The organism is Methylobacterium sp. Leaf399 (assembly GCF_001424525.1).
In the GTDB taxonomy this organism is placed as follows: Bacteria; Pseudomonadota; Alphaproteobacteria; order Rhizobiales; family Beijerinckiaceae; genus Methylobacterium.
This window is the reverse complement of record NZ_LMQK01000012.1, coordinates 254,589-278,503: the sequence shown is the minus strand read 5'-3', so window position 1 is coordinate 278,503 and position 23,915 is coordinate 254,589. Positions and strand designations below refer to the sequence as shown.

The 23,915-nt window shown below is 69.6% G+C and carries 20 protein-coding genes, 2 tRNA genes and 1 pseudogene; 7 read left to right on the top strand and 16 right to left on the bottom strand.

Translation table 11 applies throughout. The features are described from left to right. Window positions 1-166: 166 nt before the first annotated feature. A complete protein-coding gene (locus tag ASG40_RS09355) occupies window positions 167-820 on the bottom strand; it encodes an ABC transporter ATP-binding protein (RefSeq protein ID WP_055884068.1) in 654 nt (217 codons plus the stop codon). A 245-nt stretch (window positions 821-1,065) separates the two neighbouring features. Here ASG40_RS09355 and ASG40_RS09350 point away from each other — a divergent pair. Next, window positions 1,066-1,155, top strand: a tRNA-Ser gene (locus ASG40_RS09350). 917 nt (window positions 1,156-2,072) lie between these two features. Here the strand turns inward: ASG40_RS09350 and guaA are convergent. Further along, window positions 2,073-3,629, bottom strand: a complete 1,557-nt coding sequence (gene guaA / locus ASG40_RS09345) for a glutamine-hydrolyzing GMP synthase (RefSeq protein ID WP_055884065.1) — start codon at window positions 3,627-3,629, stop codon at window positions 2,073-2,075. A gap of 138 nt (window positions 3,630-3,767) precedes the next feature. Between guaA and ASG40_RS09340 the strand changes: the two genes are divergently transcribed. Next, the gene (locus ASG40_RS09340) at window positions 3,768-3,998 is read left to right on the top strand and encodes a hypothetical protein (RefSeq protein WP_055884062.1); all 231 of its coding nucleotides are present in this window, start codon (window positions 3,768-3,770) and stop codon (window positions 3,996-3,998) included. A 95-nt stretch (window positions 3,999-4,093) separates the two neighbouring features. Here the strand turns inward: ASG40_RS09340 and ASG40_RS09335 are convergent, their stop codons facing one another. The 4 genes from ASG40_RS09335 to ASG40_RS09320 form a co-directional block, all read right to left on the bottom strand. Then, on the bottom strand, window positions 4,094-5,185 hold the full coding sequence (locus ASG40_RS09335) for a DUF808 domain-containing protein (protein WP_055884059.1): 1,092 nt from the start codon (window positions 5,183-5,185) through the stop codon (window positions 4,094-4,096). Between the two features lie 125 nt (window positions 5,186-5,310). Further along, window positions 5,311-6,054, bottom strand: coding sequence for a sulfite exporter TauE/SafE family protein (locus ASG40_RS09330; RefSeq protein ID WP_055884056.1), 744 nt, complete (start codon window positions 6,052-6,054; stop codon window positions 5,311-5,313). A gap of 73 nt (window positions 6,055-6,127) precedes the next feature. Further along, the gene (locus ASG40_RS09325) at window positions 6,128-7,117 is read right to left on the bottom strand and encodes an alpha/beta hydrolase (RefSeq protein WP_055884053.1); all 990 of its coding nucleotides are present in this window, start codon (window positions 7,115-7,117) and stop codon (window positions 6,128-6,130) included. Between the two features lie 88 nt (window positions 7,118-7,205). After that, window positions 7,206-8,498 (bottom strand): RsmB/NOP family class I SAM-dependent RNA methyltransferase, encoded by a 1,293-nt coding sequence (locus ASG40_RS09320; RefSeq protein WP_055884049.1) that lies wholly within the window; start codon window positions 8,496-8,498, stop codon window positions 7,206-7,208. 147 nt (window positions 8,499-8,645) lie between these two features. On the opposite strand from ASG40_RS09320, the gene ASG40_RS21670 reads away from it, so the two are divergent. Next, entirely contained in the window at window positions 8,646-8,819 is a 174-nt protein-coding gene (locus tag ASG40_RS21670) for a hypothetical protein (RefSeq protein WP_165700237.1), read from the top strand. Between the two features lie 3 nt (window positions 8,820-8,822). On the opposite strand, the gene panE is transcribed toward ASG40_RS21670, so the two are convergent. The 4 genes from panE to ASG40_RS09295 form a co-directional block, all read right to left on the bottom strand. Continuing rightward, window positions 8,823-9,764, bottom strand: a complete 942-nt coding sequence (panE, locus tag ASG40_RS09310) for a 2-dehydropantoate 2-reductase (protein WP_055884043.1) — start codon at window positions 9,762-9,764, stop codon at window positions 8,823-8,825. A gap of 73 nt (window positions 9,765-9,837) precedes the next feature. Next, the gene (locus tag ASG40_RS09305) at window positions 9,838-10,269 is read right to left on the bottom strand and encodes an MAPEG family protein (RefSeq protein ID WP_055884040.1); all 432 of its coding nucleotides are present in this window, start codon (window positions 10,267-10,269) and stop codon (window positions 9,838-9,840) included. Window positions 10,270-10,276: 7 nt separating this feature from the next. Next, complete coding sequence (gene guaB / locus ASG40_RS09300; protein WP_055884036.1) at window positions 10,277-11,770, bottom strand: IMP dehydrogenase; 1,494 nt, start codon at window positions 11,768-11,770, stop codon at window positions 10,277-10,279. A 171-nt stretch (window positions 11,771-11,941) separates the two neighbouring features. After that, the gene (locus ASG40_RS09295; RefSeq protein ID WP_055884716.1) at window positions 11,942-12,826 is read right to left on the bottom strand and encodes a DUF3313 domain-containing protein; all 885 of its coding nucleotides are present in this window, start codon (window positions 12,824-12,826) and stop codon (window positions 11,942-11,944) included. A gap of 328 nt (window positions 12,827-13,154) precedes the next feature. On the opposite strand from ASG40_RS09295, the gene ASG40_RS09290 reads away from it, so the two are divergent. After that, window positions 13,155-14,555 (top strand): DHA2 family efflux MFS transporter permease subunit, encoded by a 1,401-nt coding sequence (locus ASG40_RS09290; RefSeq protein WP_055884032.1) that lies wholly within the window; start codon window positions 13,155-13,157, stop codon window positions 14,553-14,555. A gap of 1 nt (window position 14,556) precedes the next feature. Here ASG40_RS09290 and ASG40_RS09285 read toward each other — a convergent pair whose 3' ends face one another. The 3 genes from ASG40_RS09285 to ASG40_RS09275 all read right to left on the bottom strand — a co-directional run bounded on the left by ASG40_RS09285 (window position 14,557) and on the right by ASG40_RS09275 (window position 18,611). Further along, the gene (locus ASG40_RS09285; protein WP_055884029.1) at window positions 14,557-15,072 is read right to left on the bottom strand and encodes a DoxX family protein; all 516 of its coding nucleotides are present in this window, start codon (window positions 15,070-15,072) and stop codon (window positions 14,557-14,559) included. A 69-nt stretch (window positions 15,073-15,141) separates the two neighbouring features. Continuing rightward, window positions 15,142-16,476 (bottom strand): multidrug effflux MFS transporter, encoded by a 1,335-nt coding sequence (locus ASG40_RS09280; RefSeq protein WP_244480579.1) that lies wholly within the window; start codon window positions 16,474-16,476, stop codon window positions 15,142-15,144. Window positions 16,477-16,784: 308 nt separating this feature from the next. Further along, window positions 16,785-18,611 (bottom strand): sigma-54-dependent Fis family transcriptional regulator, encoded by a 1,827-nt coding sequence (locus ASG40_RS09275; RefSeq protein ID WP_244480578.1) that lies wholly within the window; start codon window positions 18,609-18,611, stop codon window positions 16,785-16,787. Window positions 18,612-18,918: 307 nt separating this feature from the next. Here ASG40_RS09275 and adh point away from each other — a divergent pair, with 307 nt between their 5' ends. After that, window positions 18,919-20,439, top strand: coding sequence for an aldehyde dehydrogenase (adh, locus tag ASG40_RS09270; protein WP_055884023.1), 1,521 nt, complete (start codon window positions 18,919-18,921; stop codon window positions 20,437-20,439). Window positions 20,440-20,618: 179 nt separating this feature from the next. Further along, a complete protein-coding gene (locus ASG40_RS09265) occupies window positions 20,619-21,029 on the top strand; it encodes a DUF779 domain-containing protein (RefSeq protein ID WP_055884021.1) in 411 nt (136 codons plus the stop codon). 10 nt (window positions 21,030-21,039) lie between these two features. On the opposite strand, the gene ASG40_RS09260 is transcribed toward ASG40_RS09265, so the two are convergent. Further along, entirely contained in the window at window positions 21,040-21,756 is a 717-nt protein-coding gene (locus ASG40_RS09260) for an RlmE family RNA methyltransferase (RefSeq protein WP_055884018.1), read from the bottom strand. After that, complete coding sequence (locus ASG40_RS09255) at window positions 21,753-22,853, bottom strand: Ppx/GppA phosphatase family protein (RefSeq protein ID WP_055884013.1); 1,101 nt, start codon at window positions 22,851-22,853, stop codon at window positions 21,753-21,755. The genes ASG40_RS09260 and ASG40_RS09255 overlap by 4 nt, the downstream gene beginning before the upstream one ends. Before the next feature lie 365 nt (window positions 22,854-23,218). Between ASG40_RS09255 and ASG40_RS09250 the strand changes: the two genes are divergently transcribed. Beyond that, a tRNA-Thr gene (locus ASG40_RS09250) sits at window positions 23,219-23,294 on the top strand. Window positions 23,295-23,381: 87 nt separating this feature from the next. Here the strand turns inward: ASG40_RS09250 and ASG40_RS22125 are convergent. Then, window positions 23,382-23,537: pseudogene (locus ASG40_RS22125) on the bottom strand (IS3 family transposase); the annotation flags it as partial. Between the last annotated feature and the right edge of the window lie 378 nt (window positions 23,538-23,915).

Sequence of the window (23,915 nt, the reverse complement as noted above, 5' to 3'; positions counted from 1 at the left end):
CGGTCTTCCGATCTGTTGGTCACGGGCAGGGTCTCCGCGTCAGGCTCGCGCTGCACGCCCGGCACGTTCGGCCTCGCGAGGCCACCGAGCGTCGCCGCAGCCTCCGCCTAGGGGCAGCACGCGGCAAAACCATGGCCGGATCGCGGCCGGCCGGGCGGTCAGGCGTTCAGGCGTTCAAGCGCCGGTAGACCTCGACCGCGTCGTTGATGTCCTCGTAGACGATCGCCCGCCCGTTGATGATCACGATGCCCTGGGTGCACCATTCCCGCAGGGTCTCCATGGAGTGCGAGACCATGATCACGTCCGCGTTCTGCCGACGGGCGGCGAAGGCCTCGGTGCAGCGCCGCTGGAATCGGGAATCGCCCACGGCCGTGACCTCGTCGATGAGATAGCAATCGAACGGGATCGCCATGCTCATGCCGAACGCGAGGCGCGAGCCCATGCCCGAGGAATAGGTCTTGATCGGTACGTCGAGGTAGCTGCCGAGCTCGGAGAAATCCTCGACGAACTCGAGCACCTTCCTCGGGTCCTCGCCGTAGATCCTGGCGACGAAGATGACGTTCTCGCGGCCCGTCATGGCGGGATGGAACCCACCGGCGAACCCGAGCGGCCAAGACACCCTCAGGTTGCGATGGATCTTCCCCCGCGTCGCGTCCTCCGTACCGGAGATCAGCCGCATGGTGGTGGACTTGCCGGCACCGTTGATGCCCAAAATGCCGTAGCTGGTTCCGGGCCGAAGGGTGAAGGACGCTCGCTCCAGGATGGTGCGGCGATGGCCGTTGGTCCGGTAGATCTTGGTGACGTTCTCGAAGCGGATCACCGTCGGATATGCTCCTGAAGGCGACGCGGCTCACCGGAGTCGGATCGCGTGGCAGACTCATGCTGCGATGAAAGCGGCGATTCTGAGAATGTCCGGTCTGCCCCTCGGCTTGGACGATCGGCTCCGGTCGCTGGCGTCTCTTGCTCGCGAGCGCCTTGCACCGGAGCGCCGCGCCTTGTACAGCACGCCACCCGATGCCGAGGCGTCGCCGCTGCGACGCGGCGGTCGCATCCCGCATAGGGCCCGGAGGGGTGGCCGAGTGGTTGAAGGCGCACGCCTGGAAAGTGTGTATACCGGAAACGGTATCGCGGGTTCGAATCCCGCTCCCTCCGCCAAGTGGCTATAAACCACTGTCAATAGCCGTCCTTTAGCGCCCGACCGCGACCCACGCGCCGACACGGTGTCACCTTGGCCGTGGGGAGCGATGCCAACGGTGCCTTCGCCGATTATCTGCGATGTCGCTGGGCCGTCCGCCTGCGGGTTCCCACTCATCTCGTAGCCCACCGTGGGGCAGCAGCACCTCGTCAGAGCCCTCGACACCGCCAGCGAAGCGGTAGCGCGCCAGCGACGCCGGATTGCGCTCTCATCACTGTGGGATTGGAGCAGCGCTCAGACCGTCTGACACCGTTTCAGGTTGACGAGTTCGGCCTGGCAGGCCGTGGCCACCGGCGGACGAGTGTGGTGGCTCTCACGGTGTCTGGCTGAGCTCCGAGGTCGCGGCAATGTGGCTCGATGCGGTCTTGGATCGCGGTGAGGCGGTCGAAATACCGGTTGACGATGGGTTCGTCGCCGAGTCGCCAGAAGTGCTTTGCCGGCTGGAATTCGGGCGTGCAGGGCGGCAGGGAGGCGAACCGCAGACCTTTCCACGCACGGTCCGGGTTCAGTGTCCCAGCCGGCATCATCGAGCGGCAGGGTGATGGTGCGTCGTGGATCTGCGCCGGCCTCGCGGGCGAACAATGCCGACAGGCGCTCGACGACCGGCTTGGTGACGCCGTTGCCGAAGCCAGCGCGACACGCAACCGGTCACGGCGGCCACCTCCGGCATCGTCTGTTCCCGGACCCCGGAAGCCAGATCGCCTGGTCGTGCAACGCCGCGCACGCGTCCTTATTCGTACGCGCCCGCCGGCCCGATTCCTCGACGCTCGGATGGTCGACGACGTGAGCCTTGTCCGCCTCCGCAAGACAATGTTGAGGCTAAATCCATGATCCCCTGGAGAGGAATCCCATCCGGATCAATCCGCCGAAACCAGTCTCACTCCCACTCGATCGTGCCGGGGGGCTTCGAGGTGATGTCGTAGGTCACCCGGTTGATGCCCTTGACCTCGTTGATGATCCGGGTGGCGACCCGGCCGAGGAAGGCCATGTCGAAGGGATAGAAATCCGCCGTCATGCCGTCGACGGAGGTGACCGCGCGGAGCGCACAGACGTGGTCGTAGGTGCGGCCGTCGCCCATCACGCCCACCGTCTTAACCGGCAGGATCACCGCGAAGGCCTGCCAGATGGTGTCGTAGAGGCCGGCCTTGCGGATCTCGTCGAGATAGATCGCGTCGGCCTTGCGCAGGGCGTCGAGCTTCTCGCCCGTGATGACGCCGGGGCAGCGGATGGCCAGCCCCGGGCCGGGGAAGGGGTGGCGGCCGACGAAGGCCTCGGGCAGCCCGAGCTCCTTGCCGAGCACCCGGACCTCGTCCTTAAACAATTCACGCAGGGGCTCGACGAGCTGCATGTTCATGCGCTCGGGCAGGCCGCCGACGTTGTGGTGGCTCTTGATGGTGACGCTGGGGCCGCCGGTGAACGAGACGCTCTCGATCACGTCGGGGTACAGGGTGCCCTGGGCGAGGAAGCGGGCGCCGCCGATCTTCTTCGCCTCGGCGTCGAACACGTCGATGAACAGGCGCCCGATGGTCTTGCGCTTGATCTCGGGGTCGCTGACGCCCTCCAGCTCGCCCAGGAACAGGTCCTGCGCCTGCACGTGCACGAGCGGGATGTTGTAGTGGTCGCGAAACAGTCGCACGACCTCCTCGGCCTCGCCCATGCGCAGCAGGCCGTGGTCCACGAACACGCAGGTGAGCTGGTCGCCGATGGCCTCGTGGATCAGGACCGCCGCCACCGAGGAATCGACGCCTCCCGAGAGGCCGCAGATGACCTTCTCCGTGCCCACCTGCTCGCGAATCTTGGCGATCGCCTCCTCGCGGTAGACGCCCATGGTCCAGTCGCCCGAGCAGCCGGCGATGTCGCGCACGAAGTTGCGAATCAGGAGCGCCCCGTGGGGCGTGTGCGCCACCTCCGGGTGGAACTGGACCGCGTAGTAGTTCCGCGCCTCGTCCGCGACGGCGGCGAAGGGTGCGTTCTTCGACATGGCGACGGTGGTGAAGCCGTCGGGCAGCTTGGTGACGCGGTCGCCGTGGCTCATCCAGACGGGGTAGTGCTCGCCAACGTGCCAGACGCCCTTGAACAGGGGGCAATCCGACAGGATCTCGATCTCGGCGCGGCCGAACTCGGCATGGTGCCCGGCCTCGACCTCGCCGCCGAGCTGGGCCGCCATGGTCTGCTGGCCGTAGCAGATTCCGAACACCGGCACGCCCGAATCGAAGATGACCTGCGGCGTGCGGGGCGAGGCGTCCGTCGTCACCGATTCCGGCCCGCCCGACAGGATCACGCCCTTGGGGATCGCATCCGCGAAGGCTTCGGCCGCTTTCGTGAAGGGCACGATCTCGCAATAGACGCCCTCCTCGCGCACCCGCCGCGCGATGAGCTGCGTCACCTGGGAGCCGAAGTCGACGATGAGGATCTTGTCGTGGTCGGTATTCATGGACCCGGAGTTAGACGAGGCGCCTCGCGGGTGCAACGCGCCCGCTCACGTCCGCGCGACCGGGCCCGAGGATTAATCGGGCGTTCATGCCCGGTCGGCGAAACGGCGCCCCCCAGCAACGAACAGGAGCCTCAGTCCATGAGAGCAACCATCCTCGGGATCGCCGCCATCGCCCTCGCCGGTCTCGCCATGCCGGCCCAGGCCGCGCCCTTGAGCGTCGGCACCGGGTTCGCGCCGGACAATGCCATCGAACAGGCCCGTGTCGTGCGGCGCACCGTGGTGCGCGGCCCCCGCTGCAAGACGGTGATCACCAAACGTCGCGGGCCGCTCGGCCGCGTCACGGTGGTGCGCAAGCGCCAGTGCTTCTAATCGATGCGGCGCCGTCCCGAATGACGGCGCCCCACCCATGACGAGGATGGTCCCGTCACCACGGGGCCATCCGATCCGGCCCGGGCGGATGTCCCTCAGGCGGAGTCCGACACCCGCCGCGACGGCGTCTCCGGCGCGGCCTTGGACTTGAACAGCCCCATCACCTTAGCGGCCACCGGCACGATCAGGTACTGGGCGACCGGGATCGTCGCCGCCCCGATGGCGAGCCCGAGCACACCCGACAAGGCGGCCGTGACGAGCCATTCCACGACCGCGGCCATGGCCGGGACCAGGCCCGCCGCCCACAGGGCCGCCGCGTGGACGATGTGGCTCGGCCCCTTCACGCCGTAGTCCTCGAGGCCGTGCAGGATGATGCCGCCGCCGACCCAGAGCATCGCCGCCGTGCCCACGATGGCGAGGACGGTGAGGAAATACGGCATGGCGACCACGAGGCCGCGCCCGAACCCTCGGGTGATCGGCGCCAGGCCGCGATCGGCTCCCGAGGGAGCGGCCGTGACCGGAACGGTCCGCAGGCCGAGCAGGCTCGAGGCCGGACGGTCGTTCACGGCCAGCGCCATCCCGGCGTCGTCGGCCTTCACGATGAGGGCCACGAACCCGTAGACGAGGAGGGTCACGCCCAGCGCCACGACGGCGAGGATGGTCGCCTGCATCGTCACGGACGTCGTGCCGAGGGAGGCGAGCGTCAGGGCCATGACCTCGGCCGAGAGGATGAAATCGGTCTGGATGGCGCTGCGGACGCGCTGGTCCTCCTGGGCCTTGGCGTCCTCCTTGGAGGCGCCGATCGCCGTCTCGTGGCGTTCGGCCTGATGCGGCATGACGGCGTGCAGCACCTTCTCCGCGCCCTCGTAGCAGAGGTAGATGCCGCCGAGCATGAGCAGGGGCGTGATCGCCCAGGGTGCGAAGAAGCTCAGCGCCAGGGCGCCGGGAAGCAGGAACAGGAACTTGTTCTTCAGCGATCCCATCGCGATCCGGCCGACGATCGGCACCTCGCGGGCGGCGGCGAAGCCAACGACGTAGCGCGGCGTGACGGCGGCGTCGTCGATGACGATGCCCAGCGCCTTGGTCCCGGCCTTGGCCGATTGCGCGGCGACGTCGTCCAGGGAGGCGGCGGCGACCTTGGCCAGCGCCACCACGTCGTCGATGATTGCGATCAGCCCGATACTCAACGGCGTTGTCCTTCAAATCTGTCTGCGGCCGGCCGGCGGCCGCCCGGTGCGCACGAACAACGAGACAGGCCGCCGAAAGATCGATGGCGCCATGGTCTTCGTTGTCCGCTCGTCTGCATAGCCCCTTATCGCAACGTCGGGAGGGTCGTCGCGATCAGAACGAAGCCCGAGGCGGTCAGGAGCGACAGGATCACGGTGCGAAAGGTCTCCTCGCTGAAGCGGCGGTAGAGCCGGGCACCCACGAGGGCGGGACACAGGACGGCGAGGGCGACGGCCGGGAACAGCGCGAAGGCCTCGGCCGGCACGGCATCGACCGCGACGTAGGTCGTCAGGGTGACGGCGTGCATCACCAGGTTGAACCCCTGGAAGACACCGCGCTGCGTGTCGCGGTCCCAACCGCGCAGGGTCGCCCAGAGCGTCGGAGCCGGCCCGGTGAGGCCGCCGAGGCCACCCATGATGCCGCCGACGACACCCACCGCACTGTCCGCGATGCGACCGCCCCAGGCGATGCGGGGCAGGTCCCGCGCAAACAGCATGATCGGGCACCAGACCGCCAGGAGGATGCCGATGGCGAGCTTGAAATGGCGCGGGTCGACCACCTGCAACAGGGCGACGCCGATGGGGACGCCGAGGATGCCGCCCGCCACGAAGGGCAGGAGGCGCTTCGGATCGAGACTCCGCCGGATCGCCCCGAGCGAGAGGAGCTGGCCGATCAGCGAGCCGAACACCACCAGGGGCCCGGTCAGCACCGGATCGAGGGACCACGCCCAGACCGCCATCGTCACGAGCCCGAACGAGGTTCCCGACAGGCCCTGGACGAAGCCGCCGGCGGCGGCCCCCAGCATCACGATGCCTGTCTGCGGGTCCATCGGGTCTCCTCGACATGGGCGTAACGCGTGCGGCAGGGGGCGTCGGCGGCCTGTGTCGCGCGATTCCACATCCTCACGCGCGTAAGAATCCGCGTCGGCGCATCCAGGTGAGGAACAGCCCCGGCCAGGCCGCCGCCGGCGAGCCCGGCACGCCGAGGCCGTAGCCGTGGCCGCCCCGTTCGAACAGGTGCAGTTCGACGGGGACGAGGGCGCGGCGCAGGGCCGAGAACATCACGAGGGAGTTGTCGACGACCGCGATCGGGTCGTCGGCCGATTGGGACAGGAAGATCGGCGGACCACGCTCGCGCACGTGGCTGTCGACGGAATGCGCCGCAGCCTCTTCCAATGTTGGGGACTCGCCGACGAGGACGCGGCGCGTCGAGGTGCGGTCGAAGGGCGGCCTCAGGGTGATGACCGGGTAGATGAGGCCGGCCAGATCGGGCCGGGGCGAAACGTCGTCCCGCGCATCCACGGCGGCGTAGAGGGCATCCGCCGAGCGGACCGCGGCCTCTCCCATCAGGTGGCCGCCCGCCGAGAAGCCGAGCACGCCGATCCGCTGCGGGTCGACGGCAAAGCGGGAAGCCTCGGACCGCACGAAGCGCAGGGCCCGCTGCACGTCCTGGATCGGCGCGACCGGCCCCGCCGCCCAGCCCTCGCCCGGCAGCCGGTAGATCAGGACGAACGCGGTGACGCCGGAGGCGGCCAGCCAATTGGCCACGGGAACACCTTCGTTGCCGATGTCGATGCGGCGGTAGCCGCCGCCGGCGGCCACCAGCATCGCCGCGCCGTTGGGCCTGGCCGCCCGCATCACCAGGAGGCAGGGGCGGGTCACGTTGGTGATCACGCCCTCGCGGGTCTCGTCGAAGCGTCCGTCGGCGGCGATGGGGCCGCCGCCACCGGGGGCTAGGCCGGGCCAGAGGTCGAGGATCTCGAGGTCGGCGCCGGGGGAGGCCAGGACGCCGGATCGCGGTGGGACGGGGGACGGCGCCTGAGCCTGCGCTTCCCGGGTCGTCGACAAGGCCGCGGCCAGGCCGGTGATGACGTCGCGACGGGCGAGTCTCATGCGGGTTCGCGCGATGTCGGACGGGCGGATGAAAGGCACGGGAGCGGACGCTCGGGGGGCCGGGAGTCTCCGCGCCGCACCTCCCGCATCAGCGCACCCGCTCGAGGGTGGCGACGTAGAAGCCGTCCGTTCCCGTCAGGCCCGGGCTCATCTGCAGCCCGAAAGTCGTCAGCCTGACGGCAGGACGAAGCGCGTCCCCGGCGATGTCGGCGGCGGGGACGACGGCGAAGGCGTCGTCGTGTCGTCCGAGGAAGCCGGCGACCGCGCCGTCGTTCTCGGCCGGGAACAGCGAGCAGGTCACGTAGGTGATGCGCCCGCCCGGCCGTACCAGCCGCGCCGCCCGGTCGAGGACGCCGGCCTGGTCCTGGAGGCGGGCGGCCAGGGCGCCGGGCCTGACGCGCCACTTGGCGTCCGGATTGCGCCGCCAGGTGCCCGAGCCGGTGCACGGCGCATCCACGAGCACGCGGTCGACCTCACCGTCGAGGTCGCCGAGGACGTCGGCGCGGGCGCGCCCGGCGCGCGGCGTCCTCACCTCGGCGACGGCGCCGGAGCGGCGCAGGCGCTCGTGGATCGGGGCGAGCCTGCGGGGATCGTCGTCGCTGGCGATGAGCCGGCCGGCGTTGCCCATGGCGGCGGCCAGCGCCAGGGTCTTGCCGCCGCCGCCGGCACACAGATCGACCACCGTCTCGCCGGCCCTGGCGCCACAGAGGAGCCCGGCGAGCTGCGAGCCCTCGTCCTGGATCTCGTACCAGCCGTCGAGAAACTCAGGCTCCACGTGGAGGGCCGGCCCGCGCCCGTCCTCGCCCAGCGGGATGCGCAGGCCGTGGGGGGCATGCGGTGTCGGCTGGGCGGCCAGATGCGAAAGACCCGCCAGCGCCTCCTCGCGGCTGCGCTGAAGCGTGTTGATCCTGATATCGAGTGGCGCACGTCGGCCGAGCGCCCGCAATTCGTCGCGCAGGGCGTCGCCGAACACGTCCGTGAGGGCCGGCAGCACCCACTCCGGCACGTCGCCGGCGATGGCCGGAGGGGCCTCGGCCAGCGACCCCTCGGTGAGGGCCCGGCGCTCGTCCGTCGTCAGGGGAGGGGGGGCGAACCGCTCGCCCGAGAACAGGCCGGCGATGGTCGGTTCGGCGAGCCCGTACTGGAGTCGCAGCATGCCGGCGACGACGGCGCGGGGAGTGTCCGCCCCCATGATCCAGGCGGCCGAGGCGCGCCGGCGCAGGGCGTCGTAGACGAGGCTGGCTATGGCGGCCCGGTCGCCGGAGCCGGCGAAACGGTGGCCGAGCCCCCAATCCTTGAGGGCGTCGGCGGCGGGGCGGCGGCGGTCGGCGATATCCGCCAGGATGTCGATGGCGGCGGACAGGCGGGCGGGTGGGGTCAGCGGTCGATCCTCGAAACGGCGTCGTCTGCCGCGATACGGCCACGCTTACGCCCAAAGCCCAGCATAGGCCGTCCTGGTGTCCGGTGCGAACCGCGATCGGACGCGGGGCCGTTTTTGCCTGTGACCATCCGGAGCTGCGAAGCCACCATGCCGTCCGTCATCCTGCCGCCCGTCGTCAAACTCACCGTCGCGAGCCTCGCCCTGGCCGCGCTCGCCGCCTGCGCCAGCGCGCCGCCGCCGGACCTGACCCCGCCTCCGGCCAAGCCCTACGACGCCAAGACCCAGCTCGAATACGGCGGACCGCGCGGACCCCGCTCCTGAGCCTCAGGCCTTCGCGCGCGCGCGGCGGCGCTCGTAGGCCTTGAGATGGGTATAGGCCTGCCCCAGGAGGGGGCAGGCGGCGGGATCTGCCGCCCGGGCGATCAGGTCGCCGACGATGTGGTCGGCCTCGATCCTGGCCCCGTTCTCGATATCGCGCAGCATCGAGGCGGTGAAGGCCGAGCCCTCCGCCGTGAGGATGCCACGCCCGCTGCGCACGGGCTTCTCGCGTGGGGTCCGGCCGGCGGCGGACGCGATGGCGATGCACTCGTCGTAGAGCCCGTTGACGAAGGCGAGCCCGCCCGGTGCACCGACGATATCGCCGATGGTGGCGCGCATCAGGCAGGTCGATCCGGCCAGCGTGGCCAGGAAGACCCATTTCTCCCACATCTCCAGCACGATGGTCTCGCTCAGGCGCGGCTGGAAGCGCACCCCCTCCATCAGGGCTTCGACGGCCAGGATGCGCGGCGTGCGAGAGCCGTCGCGCTCGCCGTAGGTCAGGGTATGGAGGTCGTTCATCTGCCGGATCTCGCCGGCCGGTCCGAGGGTCGAGACGATGGCGCATGAACCGCCGAGCACGCGACCCGGCCCGAATGCGGCGTCGAGGGCGTCGAGGTGGCGCATGCCGTTGAGGATCGGCAACACGGCGGTGGCCTCTCCGACCGCCGGCGCGACGTCGGCTATGGCGCCGTCGAGATCGTAGGCCTTGCAGCTCAGGAGGACGAGGTCGAAGCCGTCGCCCCGCCCGGCGGCGAGGTCGGCCGCGATGACGGTCTTGGGCGCCGGGATATGGATGTCGCCCACCGGGCTCTTCACGACGAGGCCGTCGGCCGCCAGGACTTCCGCTCGGCGCGGCCGGACCAGGAAGGTGACGTCGCGGCCCGCCTCGGCCAGGCGCGCTCCGAAATATCCACCGGTGGCACCGGCGCCGACAACGAGCACGCGCATGGGAGGCTTTCCGACAAGACCCTGACTGGGCCCTCCTTATCGGAGAAGGCGCGCGGTGTTCCAGGCCGGGCGCTCAGATTCCGGCAGGCGCCAGGACGATCCGGACGGCGAAGACGATCCACATGGCCGCCAGCGCCACGAAACCCGCCAGATAGGCGCGGAAGCGGTGAGGGATGTGGTTCGTGGTGATGTAGACGCCCGCATGAACGACTCGGGTCGCCACGAACACCCACGACAGCACCACGAACAGGAGGTCCGCCTTTTTCGTGAGAATCGCGAGCGGCACCAGCACCAAGAACAGCACCGGGAGCTCGAACTGGTTCGAGAACGCGTTGGCGGCCTGCTGCGCACGGGCCGGCCAGTTGCGCTGGCCGAGACCGACGTCTCCGGGCTCGACCGTGCCGGCCCTGACCTCCGCGAAGCGGACGCGCCCCATCCACAGCAGCAGGGCGAAGATCAGCGCGACCTGAACGAAGACGGGGGCGAGGACGGCCTGGATGGTCATGACCGCATCACGCCCGTCCGGGATAGTTCGGGCTCTCGCGGGTGATCGTCACATCGTGGACGTGGCTCTCGCGCAAGCCTGCGTTGGTGATGCGCACGAACTGGGCCTTGTCCTGGAACTCGGGGATCGTCGGCGCGCCGACATAGCCCATCGCGGCGCGCAGGCCGCCGGCGAGCTGGTGCAGCACCGCCGCCACGGGGCCTTTGTAGGGCACCTGGCCCTCGATACCCTCCGGCACGAGCTTGTGGGTGTCGCTGACCTCGGCCTGGAAGTAGCGATCGGCGGAACCGCGCGCCATGGCGCCCACCGATCCCATGCCGCGGTAGCTCTTGTAGGAGCGGCCCTGGTGCAGGAACACCTCGCCCGGGGCCTCGTCGGTGCCGGCGAGCAGCGAGCCGAGCATGGCGACGGAGGCGCCCGCCGCGATCGCCTTGGCGAGATCGCCGGAATATTTGATGCCACCGTCGGCGATCACCGGCACGTCGGCGCGGTCGGCGGCCTCCACCGCCTCCATCAGGGCGGTGAGCTGGGGCACGCCGACACCGGCGACGATGCGGGTTGTGCAGATCGAGCCCGGCCCGATGCCGACCTTGATCGCGTCGGCCCCTGCATCGATCAGCGCCTGTGCCCCGTCGCGGGTGGCGACGTTGCCGGCCACGATCTGCACGGTGTTGGAGAGCTGCTTCACCCGGCGCACGGCGTCGAGCACCTTGATCGAGTGGCCGTGTGCGGTGTCGACCACGATCACGTCGCAGCCGGCATCGATCAGGCGTTCCGCCCGCTCGAAACCGTTGTCGCCTGTGGTGGTGGCGGCGGCCACCCGCAGGCGGCCCTGCTCGTCCTTGACCGCGCCCGGGTAGGCGACCTGCTTCTCGATGTCCTTGACGGTGATGAGGCCGATGCAGCGGTAGTGATCGTCGACGACGAGCAGCTTCTCGATCCGGAACTGGTGGAGCAGGCGCTTGGCCTCGTCCTGGTTCACCCCCTCGCGCACCGTGATGAGACGGTCGCGGGTCATCAGCTCGGCCACCGTCTCGGACGGGTTGGTGGCGAAGCGCACGTCGCGGTTGGTGAGGATGCCGACGAGTTTGCCGCGCGAGCCGTTGGGGCCGCGCTCCACCACCGGGATGCCGGAGATGCGGTTGCGCTTCATCAGGGAGAAGGCGTCGGCTAGGGTCTCGTCGGGGTGGATGGTGATGGGGTTGAGCACCATGCCCGACTCGTATTTCTTGACGAGGCGGACCTGCTCGGCCTGCTCGTGCGGCTCTAGGTTGCGGTGGATCACGCCCATGCCGCCGTTCTGGGCCATGGCGATGGCCATCGGCGCCTCGGTGACGGTGTCCATGGCCGAGGCCAGGATCGGCAGGTTGAGGTGGATCGCCCGCGTCAGGCGGGACGCGACGCTGACCTCCGTCGGCATCACCGATGAGGCGGCGGGGCGCAGAAGCACGTCGTCGAAGGTCAGGCCCTCGGTGATCGAGTCTGCTGTGATGCGGGCCATGAACCAACTCCCAAAAGGGTGAGCGACGCCGCCCCGCGCAGGCGGGTCGGCGTGAATGAGTTGGCACGGGGCGATATCATGGCGCCTGCGGCGGCGCAAAGCTCCGAATGTCGCGACGGCACAGGAAAGATGCCCTCGCAGGGCACCCATGCTTCGACCGCTGCATCACCGTCAATCGACGAAGGGCCGTGCGCCCTTGTCGGTCCAGTCGGGCGGTAGGCCGAGATAGTCGCCGATGATGCCGTCGATGCCCGGGGCACGACCGAACCGCTCGCAATCGGGATCGAGCGGGCGTTCGCCGAGCACGGTGACGCGGATGCGGTTGAGGTTCGGGATCGCGTAGGGCGCCTTGAACGGATCGACGCCGGTGGCGAGGAAACCGCCGAAGTCCTGGCCGAACTCGCCGGCCAGATCGTAGGCGTCGCTGGCGGGCGAGAACCGGGCCTGGTTGGTGAAGGCGTTGGCGGCCCCGCCCCAGACCATGGCGGCGCGCTGCTGGTTGCGCCGATCGAGCGCCTCGGCCTCCACGGTGAGGCTGCCCAGGCCGATCGGGATGCGCGGAATCGGCACGCGTCCCACGGACGTTGCGAAACCGACGCCGAGCTGCGAGGCGACGCTGATCCCCGCCGAGGTGGCGATGGTGGTCCCGGCCGCCGGGACGTTGGTGCTGGCAAAGCGCGTGACCACCGCACGCACGGTGAGGTCGGCCTTCCGGGTGGAGACCACGTCGTAGCGCAACGAGAGCTCGTAGCAGAGCGCCCGGTCGGCGGCATTGGCGATCAGGCGGCGTTCGACGTCGTCGATGTCCGGCCCCGCGACGGAAACGGGAAACTCGGCGGGAATGATGCGGACGGTGCGGGCCTCGGCCAGCGCCGCGGTGTCGACGTAGAGCCTGGCGCGGGTGGTCGATTCCGAACTCGCCTCGAGGCGGTCGTAGCGCGTCAACGATCCGGTCTCGTTGAGGAGGATGGTGCCGCATCCGGCAAGGAGCGCCGTCACGCCGATACCGGCCGCGGCCTTCGCCCATCGCCCACGGCCTTCGAACCTTCGCAACATCCACATACTTTCGCCGGACTCAAGGTCGCTTCGTGGTGTCAGCGGGTGCAATGCGCCATGGCGCAGGGCAACGACCGGACGGCCACGTCGCGTCTTTCCACAATCTATCCACGCCAAGCTTGCGCGGGAAGGTGACCCGACCCCACCCCGGCCCTCCTAGCGCGCGGCTGTGTCCATCGGGCAACGCCATGCCCCCGCACGTCCGATCGCCCGCGGTCATCCAGGGCAACCGTGAAAGCTCCGTTTTGCGTTAGGAGATCCCCCCGTCCGGCGTCGATCCCGCGACACCGGCGTCCCTGCCTCCGCGAAAGCCGCTTCCCTCCGTCCGATGCGAAATTCCCAGATCGTCCCCCTCGTCGTCGCCACCGCCCTGTTCATGGAGAACACCGATTCGACGGTGATCGCCACGGCACTGCCGGCTATCGCCGCGAGCCTCGGGGAGGACCCGATCGCACTGAAGCTGGCGCTCACCGCCTACCTCGTCAGTCTCGCGATCTTCATCCCGATCAGCGGCTGGATGGCCGACCGCTACGGCGCGCGCACCATCTTCCGGGCGGCCCTCCTGGTGTTCATGGTCGGTTCGCTGGCCTGCGCCGCATCGAACTCCCTGTCCCAGTTCGTGGCCGCGCGGTTCCTGCAAGGGCTCGGCGGGGCGATGATGGTGCCGGTGGGGCGCCTCGTGATCCTGCGCAGCGTGCCCAAGAACGAACTCGTCAGCGCGCTCGCCTACCTCACCATCCCCGCGCTGATCGGCCCGATCATGGGGCCGCCGCTGGGCGGGCTCATCACCACGAGCCTCGACTGGCGCTGGATCTTCTTCATCAACATCCCGATCGGCATCGCCGGGATCGTGCTCGCGAGCCTCTACTTCGAGAACCTGAAGGAGCCCGAGCGTCCGCCCCTCGACGTCGTCGGTTTCCTGCTCTCGGGATTGGGCCTCGCCACGCTGATGCTCGGCATCGCCTCGAGCGGCCGGCACCTCTTGCCGGAGGGCGTGTCCTGGGGCTGCCTCGGTGCCGGCGTCGTCCTGCTGGCGCTCTACCTGCGCCATTCGCGCCGGGTCGCCCATCCGGTGATCCGCCTCGACCTCCTGCGCCATCCGACCTTCCGCGCGGCGGTGACCGGGGGCAGCCTGTTCCGGATCGGCACCGGGGCGATTCCGTTCCTGCTGCCGCTTCTGTTCCAGATCGGGTTCGGCCTCGATGCCCTGCAATCGGGCCTGCTCACCTTCGCGGCGGCGGCCGGTGCGCTCCTGATCAAGCTCATCGGCCCGCGTATCCTGCGGGCCTACGGCTTTCGCCGGGTCATGCTGGTGAACGCGATGCTGGCCTCGGCCTTCCTCGCGGTGAACGGGCTGTTCACGGCGCAGACGCCGCACGGCGTCATCATCGCCGTTCTTCTCGTGGGCGGCTGCGTGCGGTCGCTGCAGTTCACCTGCGTCAACGCCCTGGCCTACGCCGATCTCGACAACCGCGACATGAGCGCGGCCACCAGTCTCGCCAGCGTCGCCCAGCAGCTGTCCCTGAGCCTCGGCGTCTCCATCGGAGCGCTGGCCCTGGAGGCGGCGGCCGGACGGGACGGACGCACCGCCATCGCCGCGGCCGACTTCTGGCCGGCCTTCGTCACGGTCGCGCTGATCTCGGCGACCTCTTTCCTATCGTTCCGGCGCCTGTCGGCGGATGCGGGATCCGAGGTCTCGGGCCAGCGTCCCGCTCGCGACCGCGCCTGACTCAGGCGGCGGCTCTCGCGGGCTTTCGGCCGCTCGACGGCGCCCGGGTTCCGCGCCCGGCGGCCTTGGCCGGCGCCGCCCGGGCGGCGGCACGCGATTCGCCCGGCTCGCGACGGCGCCAGCCCTGCCAGCTCCAGCCTCCCGGACCGGCGAGGGCATAGAGGAGGAATCCGCCCGCGAGGCCGAGGTCGGCCAGAAACAGGGCGCGTTCGGTGAGGAAGTTGGCGCCCGAGAACTGCCAGAACGGATGCAGGAGCACCGCCATCGCCGCCGCGAAGGCCGCCAGCGCCACGCCGCTGATCGCCGGCAGAACGCCGAGGACGACCGCCAGCGGCCCGAACACCTGGACGACGACGGCGGCCGTGGCGACGCCGTTGGGCATCGGCACCCCGGCCCCGGCCAGCGTCAGGGCGAAACCCGAGACGTTGAGGGCCCGTGCCACCCCGGTCGGCAGCAGGGCGGCGGCGAGCAGCAGCCGCGAGGCGAGCAGCAGGAGGTTGTGGCTGCGACCGGTCACGTGGCGTCTCCGTCGGGATTTTTCGAGCGGCCGCAGGATCGACGGTTTCCTTGAAGACCGCGTTAAGGATCAGCCCGCGACGCCCCCGCGAAACAGCCGGCCGCGTTCGGTCCAGGCCACCACCGCCAGGGCGAGGCCGCCGAGCGCCGCATAACCGATGCCGATCGGCAGGACGCTGCCATCGAAGGCCTGGCCGATCACGAAGCCGCACATGGCACCCAGCAGCGTCGTGTAGAACCCCAGGACCGACGAGGCGGTGCCGGCGATCTCGCCGAGGGGCTGCAGCGCGAGCGCATTGAAGTTCGGCATCGCGAAGCTGATGAGGAACTGGTTGGCGCTCAAGACGGCCAGGAACAGGCCGAGCGGTGGCCTGCCCTGGTAGGCGAGGCCGAGCAGCACCTGGACCACGGCCACGGCCACGAACAGGCCGAGGCCGGCATGCGACAGGGTGCGCATGCCCAGACGCCTGACGATGCGGGCATTGACCAGCGTCGCCGCTCCCATCGCGCCGGCCACCAGCCCGAAGGCGAGGGGGAACAGCCCGCCGAGGTGATAGAGCCCGGTGTCGAACACCTGCTGGGCCGAGCCGACGTAGCCCATGATGCAGCCGGTGAGCAGGCCGAGCGCCGTGGCGTAGCCCACCGCGACGCGGGTACGCAGGGTCAGCCGCACGGCCTCGACCACCGCGGTCAGGGAGAACGGGCGGCGGTGCTGCGGATGCAGCGTCTCGGGCATCCGCATCGAGAACCACAGCGCCAGGATGCCGGCCAGCGCCAGCATCGAGACGAAGACGTAGTGCCACGAGCCGAGCAGGAGCATGGCGCCGCCGATGGCGGGGGCGATCATCGGCACGATCAGGAACACCATCATGATCAGCGACATCACGCTGGCCATCTCGCGGCCCGTGAAGCGGTCGCGCACGATGGCGGTCGAGAGCACCCGCCCCCCGGCCGCACCGATACCCTGGACGACGCGGGCGGCGAGCAGCCATTCGAAGGTCGGCGCCACCATGGCGAGGCCGCAGCCGGCCACGTAGATGACCAGGCTCCCGAGGAGGATCGGCCGGCGCCCGTAGGTGTCCGAGAGCGGCCCGTAGGCCAGTTGCGCCACACCGAACCCGATCATGTAGACGTAGATCAAGAGTTGCAGCCGGTTGGGGTCTGACAGGCCGAAGTGCGACTGCATGGCGGGAAAGGCCGGCAGCAGGTTGTCGATGGAGATCGCGGTCACCGCCATCATCAGCGCGACGATGCCGACGAATTCGCCGAAGCCCGGGCCCCTCCACTCGGGCCGCGTGCGTTCGGGCGCGGATGCCTCGACGATCGCCCGCATCTCGGGCGACGTCGCGACAGGTTCGCTCTGGAGCGAGGCCCCGCGTTCGGGCCGGGCCGCGATGACGGTCACGATGGGGGCGATCCTTTGGGGGCAATCCTTGCGCGGCGGGTCTTCCCCTGGCGCGGCGGGTCTTCGAGGCGAAAAGGTCGATGCGCCGGCGAAGCGATGCCACGCCGGTCCATCCATCAATTCGGTCGATCGCCTGACGGATGCATCTATGTCCCGGCCCTGCACGGCCGGGTGCGCCCGCGCACAGGAGGTTCGGCTCGTGCTGCGGCTTTCCGGTCTTCTCCAGCCGGCCTTGCCACCTCAGAACGACCGCGCATCGGCCCCCAGGCGATCCGCCGGTCCGTGGACCGTCTGGTCTCACGCGCGCTTCACCCCCTCGGGACAGCCTCACCGCTCGCCGAGAGGCAGCGCCGATAGAGCGTGCTGCGGCTGATCCCGAGACGACGGGCGGCCTGCGAGACGTTGCCGCCACAGGCCGCCAGGGCCGCGCGCATGGCCTCCAAGGCGATACCGTCGAGCTGCCCGGGAGCGGCGGGAGCAGGCGCTTCGGCCTGTCGCTTCAGGTCGGCGGGCAGGGCGTCGCGGGTCAGCGTCTCTCCGGGGTCCGCCAGGGCGCGCAGGGCGCGCAGGGTACCCACGAGCTGGCGGAAGTTGCCGGGCCAGTCGCAGGCCGCGAGCGCCGCCTCGCAGCCCTCGTCGAGGACGACGTCGCCGCCCAGGTTGCTCCAGAGCCGGCGCACGAGGGCCGGGCGGTCGGGATAGGCCCGCAGGGGCGGCAGGCCGACGGTATAGGTGGCGATGCGGAAGTACAGGTCGGCGCGGAAGGCACCTGCCGCGACGAGGTCGGGTAGCCGGCGGTGGGTCGCGCAGATCACGGCCACGTCGAGGGGGATCGGCCGGCTCGCCCCGACCGGCGTCACCTCCCGCTCCTGCAGCACCCGCAGCAGGCGCGACTGCAGGGTGAGGGGCATGTCGCCGATCTCGTCGAGGAAGACGAGGCCGCCCTCGGCTTCGCGCAACAGGCCGCGGGAACCGGCCTTGCGCGCGCCGGTGAAGGCGCCCGCCTCGTAGCCGAACAATTCTGCCTCGATCAGGCTCTCGGGCAGGGCGGCGCAATTCACCGCGACGAAGGGCTTTGCCCCCCTGCGGCTACCGGCGTGGGCTGCACGGGCGAACACCTCCTTGCCGGTGCCGGTCTCGCCCTGGATCAAGACCGAGACGCCGGCATCGAGGAGGCGCACCGCCCGCGCGAGATCCCGGCGGGTCTCCGGCGACAGCGCGATGTCGGGCTCGGGCACCACGGTCGCCGCCGCCGGGAGATCCGGCCGCGAGAGTCTTCGCGTGGCCGGAGGCTCGCGGTCGATCCGGGCGTGGAATCCGCGCCCGGCCCGGTCGCGCAGCATCGCCACGCCGGCGCCGGGGCGGATGGTGTCGGGAAACAGCGCGGCGAGGGCGAGGTGGTCGAGGCCGGCCCAGTCGAGGCCGAGCAGACTCAGCCCGTGCCGGTTGGCCGCCACCAGGCGCCGGTCGTCGAACACCAGCACGCCTTCGCGGGGCGTGCCGACGAGCGCCGGGTCGGAATGCAGCCGCAGGATTTCGCAGCCGGGAAACCCGGTCGTGAGGGCGCGATGCTCGACGCCGTCGACGGCGCGTCGCAGCAGCTCCAGGGCGTGCGAGGGATGCGCCGAGGCCGGTCCGGATAGGTCGAGCACGCCCAGAGTGTTGCCGCGCGGACCGAGGATCGGCATGGCGGCGCAGCTCAGGATGCGGTGGCCCTCGAAGTAATGCTCCACGCCGTGCACGGATACGGCCTGGCGCTCGATCAGGGCCGCGCCGATGGCATTGGTGCCCGTGGACGATTCCGACCACGGCACGCCGGGGCGCAGGGCGACCTGCACCGCACGGGCGGCGAAATCCGTGCTGCCGAGACTGTCGAGGATGATTCCGTCGGGATCGGCGAGGACCACGATCCCGCCGCCGGCGAGGGCCTCGGCATGCAGGGCCTCGACCTCGGGCCGGCATAGCCGGCGCAGGTCGAAACTGCGTTCCACCACCTGGCGCAAGGCATGGTCGGGCATCGGCTCGAGGGTAGGGCGCACGGCGCTGTCGAGCCCGGCTTCGGCACAGCGCAGCCACGAACGCAGGACCGGTTCCGACGGGCGACGATCGCCGACGAGCGAGCGCCGTGCGGCCATCAGCGTTTCCGCGGTCACGGACGGGGATTCTTCCATCGCTCGCGCCGTTCAGACTCCAGCTGCGACACCCGTCGCAATTTGCGACGGGTGTCGCAGCTGTCGCAGCACAAGTCCAGCGTAAGGGCGTCGAAAGGCCTTTCGCCGTTCCGGCGAGCAAGGATGCCCGCCTGTGGTAGAACGAACAAGTAACGAATATCTTCAACGTCTTACCGCGACGCACAAGAGACGCTCGACCGTACCGGTTTCATTTGGCATGGACCCTGCCATGGCGTATGAGGTCTCAACACAACAACAAGGAGGATTCGCCATGAACAAGCCGGAGTTTCTCGCGTCCAGCCTGAAGGCCCCGTTCTCGGCCCGTTACGACAACTTCATCGGTGGCCAGTGGGTCGCACCGGTGAACGGCCGCTACTTCGAGAACACCTCTCCCATCAACGGGCGGGTGATCTGCGAGGTCGCCCGGTCGGATGCGCAGGACGTCGACAAGGCCCTCGACGCCGCCCACGCCGCCAAGGACGCCTGGGGCCGCACCTCCGCCGCCGAGCGCGCCCTGATCCTCAACCGGATCGCCGACCGGATGGAGGACAACCTCGACCTGATCGCCCGGGCCGAGACCTGGGACAACGGCAAGCCGATCCGCGAGACGACGCATGCGGACATTCCGCTCGCCATCGACCACTTCCGCTATTTCGCCGGCTGCGTGCGCGCCCAGGAAGGCTCGATCTCCGAGATCGACCACGACACGGTGGCCTACCACTTCCACGAGCCGCTCGGCGTCGTCGGCCAGATCATCCCGTGGAACTTCCCCATCCTGATGGCGGTGTGGAAGCTGGCGCCCGCGCTCGCCGCCGGCAACTGCGTCGTCCTCAAGCCCGCCGAGCAGACCCCCGCCTCGATCCTCGTGGTGGCCGAACTCATCGCCGACCTGCTGCCGCCGGGCGTGCTCAACATCGTCAACGGCTTCGGCCTCGAATGCGGCAAGCCGCTGGCCTCCTCGCCCCGCATCGCCAAGATCGCGTTCACCGGCGAGACGACGACGGGCCGGCTCATCATGCAGTACGCCTCGCAGAACCTGATCCCGGTGACGCTGGAGCTCGGCGGCAAGTCGCCGAACATCTTCTTCGCCGATGTGGCCAACGAGGACGACGACTTCTTCGACAAGGCCCTGGAAGGCTTCACGATGTTCGCCCTCAACCAGGGCGAGGTCTGCACCTGTCCGAGCCGGGCGCTGGTGCACGAGTCGATCTACGACCGCTTCATGGAGCGGGCGATCAAGCGGGTGGAGGCGATCACGCAAGGCTCACCGCTCGATCCCACCACGATGATCGGCGCCCAGGCCTCCTCCGAGCAGCTGGAGAAGATCCTCAGCTACGTCGATATCGGCAAGCAGGAAGGCGCCGAGTGCCTGACCGGCGGCGAGCGCAATGTGAAGGACGGCGACTTCGCCGAGGGCTTCTACATGAAGCCGACGGTGTTCAAGGGCCACAACAAGATGCGCATCTTCCAGGAGGAGATCTTCGGGCCCGTGCTCTCGGTCACGACCTTCAAGGACGATGCCGAAGCGCTCTCCATCGCCAACGACACCCTCTACGGGCTCGGCGCCGGCGTCTGGACCCGCGACGGCAGCCGCGCCTACCGCTTCGGCCGGGCGATCCAGGCCGGCCGCGTCTGGACCAACTGCTACCACGCCTATCCGGCGCATGCGGCCTTCGGCGGCTACAAGCAGTCCGGCATCGGCCGCGAGAACCACAAGATGATGCTCGACCACTACCAGCAGACCAAGAACATGCTGGTCAGCTACTCGGCCAAGAAGCTCGGGTTCTTCTAGGCCGTCCACGCCCGTCGCGAAGCGCCCCGACCGGACCGGCCGGGGCGTTTCCGCGTGGCATATCTGCGATCGTTCACCTCGCCACCTGATCCTGAGGCAGCGGCGCGAAGCGCGGCCCTTCAGGACAGGGTGGCGTGTTGGTCCGAGGCCGATCTCACCTGAGCGAAAGACGACCGACCATGACCGATCCCAGCACCGCCGACCAAGCCGGCGCCGACGGTACGCCCCTGCGCGTCACCGCGACCCCGGCGGCCGTCTCGTTGATCGACGAACTGCGCGCCGAGCACGGGCCGGTGATGTTCCACCAGTCCGGCGGCTGCTGCGACGGCTCCTCGCCGATGTGCTACCCCGTCGGCGACTTCCTCACCGGTGACAGCGACGTGCACCTCGGCCAGGTGGCCGGTGCCGACTTCTGGATCAGCCGGCCGCAGTTCCAGGTCTGGAAGCACACCCACCTCATCCTCGACGTGGTGCCCGGGCGCGGCGGCATGTTTTCTCTCGAGAACGGTCGCGACAAACGGTTCCTCATCCGCTCGCGGCTGTTCACGCAAGCCGAGAACACCGCCCTGGAGGGCGCCTGCCGGCTCTGATCGCCGTCGCTCAGGTCTCGGTGGCCTCATCGGTCTGGGACGTCGTCCCACGATACCCCGTCGCCAACACGTACAATTCGCTCGAATCGGCCCGGCTCGCGTTCGGCTTGACGTGTCGCACCAGGGCGAAGTCGCGCTTCAAGTCGGCGAGCAGCGTGCCCTCGGTGCCGCCCTGGAACACCTTGGCGAGATAGGCCCCGCCCGGCGCCAGGATCTCGCGGGCGAACTCGGCGGCGGTCTCGGCCAGTCCGATGATGCGCAGGTGGTCGGTCTGCTTGTGGCCGGTGGTGTTGGCGGCCATGTCGGACAGGACGAGGTCGGCCCGGCCGCCGAGCAGAGTGGTCAGGCGTTCGGGCGCGCTCGGGTCGAGGAAGTCGAGGGTGATGAACTCGACGCCCGTCATCGGCTCGATCTCGAGAAGGTCGATGCCGACGATGCGCCCTTCCGCGCCCACGATCTTGGCCGCCACCTGCGACCACCCGCCGGGGGCTGCGCCGAGATCGACGATCCGCTGGCCGGGCTTGATGATCTTGAAGCGCTCGTCGATCTCGATGAGCTTGAAGGCCGCCCGCGAGCGATATCCCTCGCGCTTGGCACGGGCGACGTAGGGATCGTTGAGCTGGCGTTCCAGCCAACGCTTCTGAGACGCCGTGCGGCCTCGCCCCGTCTTCACCCGCTGCTTGAGTTCGCCCCGCAACCCGCCGCTGGCACCGCGCCGATCCGTCAACGGTGGCCCCCGCGGCGCCAGACGCCGTCCTCGCGCATCATGTTCATCAACAGTCCTTCGCGCAGGCCGCGGTCGGCGATGCGCAGGCGTTCGGAGGGAAAGGCCCGGCGGATCGCCTCGAGGATGGCGCAGCCCGCCAGCACGAGGTCGGCCCGGTCCCGGCCGATGCAAGGGTTGTCTGCGCGCTGGTCGAGGCGCGTGTCGAGGAGGTCGTCGATGGCGTCGGAGACCTCGCCGTCGCTCATCCAGAGGCCGTCGACCCGGCGGCGCTCGTAGCGCACGAGCCGCAAATGCATGGCCGCCAGCGTCGTCACCGTGCCGGAGGTGCCGAGCAGATGAAAATGCCGGGCGTTGGCGGCGGGTGCCGCCCGGATCGCGAAGCGGGCGAGGAGGTCGGCGACCTCCTCCACCATGCCCTCGAACATCAGCCGCGTGACCTCCGCCCCGCCATGGCGTTCGGCCAGGGTGACGACACCGACGGGCAGGGAATCCCAGGCGCGGATGCGCAGGGTCGGGTCCGTCGACGGGTTGGTGGCCGCCCCGTCGAGCCAGGCGATCTCGGTGGAGCCGCCGCCGATATCGAAGATCACCACCGATTCGGCGTAAGGGTCGGCCAGTGCCGCGCAGCCGGTGACGGCGAGATAGGCCTCGGTCTGCCGGTCGACGATCTCGAGATCGAGTCCGACCTGCGTGCGGACCCGTTCGACGAAGTCGGCGCCGTTCACCGCGAGCCGGCACGCCTCCGTAGCGATGATCTTGGCCCGCACGACGCCGCGGGTCTCCATCTTGGAGCGGCAGATCCGAAGGGCTTCGAGGGTGCGCAGGATCGCCGCCTCGCTGAGGCGGTCGGAGGTGCCGAGCCCCTCGCCGAGGCGTACGATGCGCGAGAAGGCGTCGATGACGCGAAAGCCATGGGAGGCCGCTTCGGCGATCAGCAACCGGCAATTGTTGGTGCCGAGGTCGAGGGCCGCATAGGCGTTGCGGCGTCCGAGCCGGAACGGGGCGGCGGGTGCGGCACTGCGCGAGGTGGACACCCCGTCGATCGCTGGCTGGCCGGCGGGCGGGGCCGGCAGGGTCGCCGCACTCTCTTCCCTCATCGGGGGACACGGTCCTCGGTCGCGGCCGCGGGCATGCCGCCCGGCCATCGTTCATGTCGAAACTACAGGGCTTACGAAGAACTGCAAAGACTTCATCCCGGCCGGTATTCCCCATCCCCCGCCACATGCGCGGTGCTCCCGCCAAAAGCGCCCGGCCGCAGCGCGAAGGCGCGCCGATCATGGAAACATCGCATCGTTCGCAGGGTGCATCGCCCGAGCGTCGGCCGCGGCAACACCGCGTCCCCGTTGCCCCACTGCATCGCCTGCGCATCCTATGACCCCGAGACGCTCCCGCCACCTTGCCAAGGTCGGACCGGCCGGGTAACACCGCGCGGTACCAGCTCGCTCGACGATCCGGTGCCTGTGCCGCAATAGCTCAGCTGGTAGAGCACCTCATTCGTAATGAGGGGGTCGGGGGTTCGAATCCCTCTTGCGGCACCATTTCGGACCTCGGTTGCAAATCGTTTTCGGCTTTTTGCCCGCCTGCGCACGGACAGTGGGCGCTCGCTGTTTGTCCGGGCGTGATGTCGCCGAGTGGATGCGTTGCCGTTCGTAGCGACCTCCGATCTCGGCGAACGTGTCGCATCGGATCTCGTCCCGGGTCGCCCATCGTCGCTGGCTGACGCGTTCGATCTTGAGGATGTGGAGGAAGCATTCCAGCGGGGCGGTGCCGGCGCAACAGCCAGGCCACCTTTAGCCGCGACGCCATTTCGATCCGCGCTTCCGTGAGGGAGCGACTTTCCACGACGCGCGAGGCCGACCCCTGCGACGGGTTTCGATCCACGCTCCCGTGAGGGAGCGACGTGCCGAAGGCGTCGTGGTGGATGTCGTCGATGTTTCGATCCACGCTCCCGTGAGGGAGCGACGTCCCATGCCGGTGCGCCGCGCCTACGAGGTCAAGTTTCGATCCACGCTCCCGTGAGGGAGCGACATGCGGCGGGCCTGACCAACCTACCTGTCGTCCAGTTTCGATCCACGCTCCCGTGAGGGAGCGACGGGCCGTCCCCTAACATGCGACCGGAATTGATGTCTTCAGCCTGTCTGCGCGAACCGTCGGGGGCG